The organism is Nostoc sp. LEGE 06077 (genome assembly GCF_015207705.1).
Classification (GTDB): Bacteria; Cyanobacteriota; Cyanobacteriia; order Cyanobacteriales; family Nostocaceae; genus Nostoc_B.
The window spans coordinates 21,720-27,989 of record NZ_JADEWI010000079.1; the positions used below are offsets into that span (position 1 = coordinate 21,720).

The 6,270-nt window shown below is 39.5% G+C and carries 4 protein-coding genes; all 4 read left to right on the plus strand.

Features of this window, described 5'->3' with window-relative positions; all coding sequences use genetic code 11:
• Window positions 1–20 precede the first annotated feature (20 nt).
• The 4 genes from IQ244_RS29620 to IQ244_RS29635 all read left to right on the plus strand — a co-directional run bounded on the left by IQ244_RS29620 (window position 21) and on the right by IQ244_RS29635 (window position 6,154).
• Window positions 21–674 (plus strand): OmpA/MotB family protein, encoded by a 654-nt coding sequence (locus IQ244_RS29620; protein WP_193900261.1) that lies wholly within the window; start codon window positions 21–23, stop codon window positions 672–674.
• A gap of 11 nt (window positions 675–685) precedes the next feature.
• Window positions 686–2,128, plus strand: coding sequence for an EH signature domain-containing protein (locus IQ244_RS29625; RefSeq protein WP_193900262.1), 1,443 nt, complete (start codon window positions 686–688; stop codon window positions 2,126–2,128).
• A 423-nt stretch (window positions 2,129–2,551) separates the two neighbouring features.
• Window positions 2,552–5,401, plus strand: a complete 2,850-nt coding sequence (locus IQ244_RS29630; RefSeq protein WP_193900263.1) for a helicase-related protein — start codon at window positions 2,552–2,554, stop codon at window positions 5,399–5,401.
• Between the two features lie 24 nt (window positions 5,402–5,425).
• Entirely contained in the window at window positions 5,426–6,154 is a 729-nt protein-coding gene (locus tag IQ244_RS29635; RefSeq protein ID WP_228059233.1) for a hypothetical protein, read from the plus strand.
• Window positions 6,155–6,270: the final 116 nt, after the last annotated feature.

Consider the following 6,270-nt stretch of genomic DNA (forward strand, 5'->3'; position numbering starts at 1 on the left):
TTAAACCTGGAATAATTATAATGACTGATTTCATCAGTGATGAATTTCTGAACCCAGAAACCGAGGATGAGGATGACTCTAGCATTTATCTGTCTATTGGCGATTTGATGTCTGGTCTATTAATGTTTTTCGCTTTATTGTTTATTACCGCATTACTCCAACTTGCACAAAAAGATGTACCAAAACGGGTAGTGATTGGTAATGTTGTAGGACAGATGAAAAGTAACAATATCAATGTTAAAGTTAATCCAGATACTGGTGATGTGAGTATCCAAGAATCAATTCTTTTTTCTAAAGGAAGTACAGAACTGAAACCAGAAGGTAAAACCTTCTTACGCCGCTTTATTCCTGTTTACAGTGGCGTAATCTTCTCAAAACCAGAGTTTGAGAAAGAAATTAGCCGTGTAGTTATAGAAGGTCACACTAGTTCAGATGGAGACTATAAAGCTAATCTACAACTAAGCTTATTAAGATCAGCATCAGTATATAATTACATTTTTTATGAAATGAATTTTCCTACTAAAGCACCTTTAAGCCAAAAAATACTGGCTGCTGGTCGTGGAGAAATTGAATCTGACAAAAAACGTGATAATCCAAGTGATCGCAAAGTATTATTCCGTTTTCAGTTTCGTAGTGATGAGTTAAAGAAAAATACTGCTAAACCTTCTTTTTAAAGTTCTAAATAATGTCAAATTCTCAGTTTTCTCTTCCTTCACTACCTGAAACTCTTCAGTGTAGCCCTAATAAACTGATTCAAATTGCTAGTAACTTAACAGAGACAAAAACATCAATACCAAGTGTTGATAAAGTATTGGAAGCTATTGAACAGGGTAAAGCTGATCAACTAAGTCAGCTAGAGTGGATTTATTGCCTCCATGCTAAACCAAAATGGGATCAGCAAAATATTGACTGCGCCAGTAAAACATCAGATGCTATTTGGAAGATAGCCATTTCCAACTTATGGTTACAGCATCAACTACTATGGCGTTTAGCTCTTTATCATGGTAGTCAAGAAAAGCAGGCACTGGCAAAGTCTCTGGTAGAATCTTTTGATGTTTTTGCTAATTCTGATTTATTAAGTCACTTGCTGCCAGTACAAATTCTTCGGATTATTTCTAATAAACAAGCAGGTATACAATTAGCAAAGATTGCTTGTGAGCAACATCTTAGCCAAACTGATATTCTTAACAAGATTCAAGGGATATTACCTGTTTGGATTCCCCTATTTAGCGAGTTCATAGATTATATATCGCCTTATTTTACAACAATCAATTCTCCAAAGTCACAGCAAGTCAAATGGCTGTTAAATTGTTTAGATACAATGTCAGATAGCCAACAAATAAAAGCTGTTGACTACTTACTCACAAATGTAGCTAATGATATAGCAACTCATCACACCTTACTAGTTGATTGGTTACGAAATAATTATAGAAATGGTGAAAATTGGTATAAACTTTCAGATTCTGCAAGACAAAAACTTAGAGAGTGGATTGGAGGTATTAATTATGGTGATTTCCAAAAGTTGGTTGATATTTTATTAAGTAAACTGAGTTTACGAGACTTTGAATCCAATCAGCTGCGTAAACGCAGAGATTTTTGGGTTGATTACAGTAATCGCTTTGAAAAGCTTCGCATCTTACTACCTCAGACATCACAAACTGCTATAGGATATCAAATTCAAGGTGATGTTGATTTATTAGAAGATGACGGTAGCGATCCTACAGAAGTTTGTATATTTGACTTCGGTGAGTGGTTTGTAGTCGAGTTCTTTCGTGGAAGAGGTAGCGAGACAAGACTATTCCCTAAAAATGCTCAAAATCAGCAAATCCTTTTTGGTCAATCAACACTTTCAGTGAAACGGATTCGCTCTCTGGGTGGGTATAAGCACGATCATGTATTTCTATGGCAGGTATTTTCACGTACTTGGCTTGAAAATAAAGGAATTTTACCTAATAGAGATACTCAACCTTCCACAAACCCAACAGAAGATAAATTACAAGAACGAAAATACAAGCTTGAACGATGGAAAAGAGACATTGAGTCTCTAGAACAAGAAGCTAGAGTGTACATGGCCAAGCAAGGTAATACTTTCTCCCTTCATGCACACGCTGCCATTCCTGTTGTGTAATCTTGTAATTAGTAGCATTTGGCTGACGAATGACAATCAGATTTTTCAGCACATAGTCTTGTTTTAAGTTTTCATTCGGTAGTAGTTTTTCTAACGTCTAATTTATTAATAAATTCTGAGGAATATTTTAAAAAAACACAACATTCTTATAGAAGAGAATTGATAAGCTAAGTTGCTATCAATAATTTCTGAAAAGTCTGTGATTAAGATCACATTTATTAGGATTTACCTTTCGTTAACAAAAATTTTCTTAGAAATAGCTGATTTAGGTAATATCATCAGTCTCAGTGTACTTAAGCGTCTATTAAAACAGAAAAGACTTCTGAGCATCCTATTTGCTTGCTTAGAAGTATTAATTAAGTAATTACAACTAATTTACTAATTAATCTGCTGTCTAATTTTTTATATTAATCTAAGCTAACAATGGCGCAAACCGTGAACCATTCACCCGGTTCTATAGTCAGCTGTCGCAGTCGGCAATGGGTGGTACTGCCTTCAGAAAATCAGGATGTCATTCGCCTGCGGCCACTTTCAGGCAATGAAGATGAAATTGCTGGGATTTATCAAAAACTTTTAGAGAGAAATCTAGAGAAGATTGAATCAGCAACCTTTCCTCTACCTCAAGCTACTAGCGTACAAGATCATGCTGCTGCACTCTTACTTATGGATGCTGCACGTCTTTTACTCCGTAGCGGAGCCGGGCCTTTTCGCTGTTTAGGACGATTATCTCTGCGTCCCCGTCCTTACCAGTTAGTACCTTTGTTAATGGCTTTAAAGCTAGAAACAGTAAAACTACTGATAGCTGATGATGTAGGCATTGGTAAGACGGTTGAAGCTGGATTGATTGCTCGTGAACTTTTAGACCGAGGCGAAGTCAAACGAATCGCTGTGCTATGTCCACCCCATCTATGTGACCAATGGCAGCAAGAATTAAGCGAAAAGTTTCATATTGATGCAGTAGTAGTACGTTCTGGTACAGCTTCTAAGTTAGAGCGAGGCATACCCAACAATGAGAGTATTTTTAGCTATTACCGCCACATAATTGTGAGCTTAGACTATGCCAAAGCAGAGCGTCGTCGTGCCAGCTTTATAACTCATTGCCCTGATTTAGTAATTGTTGATGAAGCGCATACTTGCGCCCGTCCAAACAAAACAACGACATCACAGCAGCAGCGTCATCAGCTAATTACAGAAATTGCCCAAAAAGCAGAACAACATTTACTATTACTCACTGCAACCCCTCATAGTGGCATTGAGGAATCTTTTCTGTCGCTGCTAGGCTTGTTGAAACCAGAGTTTGAACATTTCAATCTCAATGGCTTAACAGAGAAGCAACGGGACAATTTAGCCAATCACTTTGTTCAGCGCAGACGAGCAGATGTTAAGCTTTGGCTGGGCAATGAAACTCCTTTTCCTCAAAGGCATTCAGAAGAAAAATCTTACAAATTATCGAAAGAGTACAGAGAATTATTTGATGATGTCTATGACTTCGCTCGTGGTTTAGTAAAAACAACTACGGCAGATATGAGTCATGCTCAACGTCGCGGAAGATATTGGTCGGCATTGGCTTTGATTCGTTGCGTAATGTCTTCACCTGCTGCGGCGATCGCTACCCTAAACCGACAAGTTGGTAAATCTGGTGAGCGCGATTCGTTAGTTGCTGATTTAGACGAAGACTTAATGAGTTCTTACGTCCACGACCCTACAGAACAAGAACAAGCCGTTGACGCATCACCAACTGTAGTTATAGAGCAAGGACAGCAAAGCTACAAAGACACAGATAAACGCAAGTTAAAAGCTTTTGTGCAAGCAGCCGAAAAGTTGCGGGGTGATAAAGACCAGAAATTGCAGTCTTGCATTGCTACAGTAGACTCTCTGCTCAAAGAAGAGATGAACCCGATTATCTGGTGTCGCTACATTGCTACTGCAAATTATGTGGCTGATGCTCTCAGGCAGAAATTAGAGAAAAAAGGCAGTCAAATTCGGGTAATTGCTATTACTGGGGAATTATCCGAGGATGAAAGAGAAACTCGTTTGGAAGAGTTAAAATCCTATCCTCAACGGGTACTAGTAGCTACTGACTGTTTGAGTGAAGGGGTAAACTTACAAACCCATTTTAGTGCTGTAATTCACTACGATTTACCCTGGAATCCCAACCGACTTGAGCAGAGGGAAGGACGAATTGACCGCTATGGACAAACTGCCAGTCAGGTAAAAACTTGTTTGCTTTACGGACAAGATAACCCTGTTGATGGTGCAGTTTTGGATGTTCTGATTCGTAAAGCTGTACAGATTCATAAGTCTTTAGGGATTACAGTTCCCGTACCAATGGAAAGTACGACTGTAGCCGAAGCAGTATTTAAATCATTGTTTGAACGTACTACTGAAGTTATTCAACTATCGCTGTTTGACTTTCAGGAAGAATCTGCGGTTGATAAAGTTCACAAGAATTGGGATAACGCTGTAGAACGTGAAAAAACTAATCGTACCCGTTTTGCTCAACGTGCTATTAAACCAGAGCAAGTAGAACAAGAACTCATCGACTCTGACCAGATTTTAGGGAATGAACAGGATGTAGAGCGATTTGTCATTTCTGCTTGCGATCGCATCTCTTGTTCTCTCATCAAGAAAAAGCAGGGATGGTTATTACCGCAGCCACCAGATTTCCTCAAGTCCACATTAGGCGATAAGTCCCGTTTACTGACATTTACTACCCCAGCACCAGAAGGTGTGGAATATGTAGGACGGAATCACCCTTTAGTAGAAGGTTTAGCACAATACATTTTAGAAGATGCACTTTCTCTGGCGGCTGAACCAATCGCAGCAAGATGCGGGTTCACTACAACTAATGCTGTTCAAAAGCGCACAACTTTGCTGTTGGTAAGGTTACGGCATTTGTTAGACAGTTCTAGACGTACTACAGAAGCAAGAAATACTACATTACTAGCGGAAGAATGTGCAGTTATCGGTTTTACAGGTTCACCTTCCAGTCCTAATTGGTTGCCGCAGTTGGAAGCAACTAGATTATTACAAGAAGCAAAGCCAGTCAGCGATGCTGGTAAAGCTATCAAGCAGGGAGAGATTGCTGAATTACTTCCCAGGCTAGAAGAACTACAAGCAGATTTAGAAAAGTTTGCCAGCCAAAGGGCAGAAGAATTATTACAAAGCCATAAGCGGGTGAGGGACATTACCAAAGAAGGTCGAATCCGCGTTACTCCTCAATTGCCGATGGATGTTCTCGGTGTTTTTATTCTCCATCCCGGACGTAAGTAATCTTTTATTTTTAATCATTTAAATATGAAAACTACATTAACTGCACTTCAAATTGAAGGAAATCTACTAGCTCCAGATATGACTGCCCAAATTTTAGAAGGCAGTCTCAAAGGACAATCACCTGAAGACTTTGGTTTTAACAAAACTGACAAATTAGCAGATGAAATTGCAACTGCTTGGGGTGATGCTAAAGCATACTGGGCAGCATTTCAACGGGCATTGGCAAGGCTAGATGAAAATAACTCAGCTACAAGTATTACTCGTGAATTATGGTCAGTACCATTACTACAGAGTTTAGGTTACGACCCTGTATATACTGCAAATGCCGAAGTGGTAGAGGGGCAAACTTACGCAATTTCTCACCGTGCAGAACCAGGAGAAAATAAACCGCCCATCCACATTATTGGTTGTCGGCTAGAAGTTGATAAACGTCCTCCTAGTGGTAATCCCAGGTTATCAGCACACGCCCTTGTGCAGGAATATCTTAACAAGACAGAACATCTGTGGGCGATCGCTACCAATGGTTTTCGTTGGCGGTTACTGCGTGATTCTTCGCTGATGACCCGCCTGACTTACGTTGAATTTGACTTAGAGCAGATTCTCAATGGTGAAAACTTTGCTGAGTTTGGCTTATTTTATCGGCTGTTTCATCGTTCTCGCTTGCCTGAAGGTATGGATGATGCAGATAAGTGTTTGTTGGAATATTACCACCAAGAAGCGAGGCAACAGGGTGGACGAGTACTAGGGTGTTGATTTTGTTGGAGAAACCCTCAAAATTTATCATGCAATTTCTGTGTCGCCAGTTGAGACAGAAAACAAAATTCTTCTTTTCGAGAGCATGGATTGACCAAAAACTTGAGCCGCCCAGT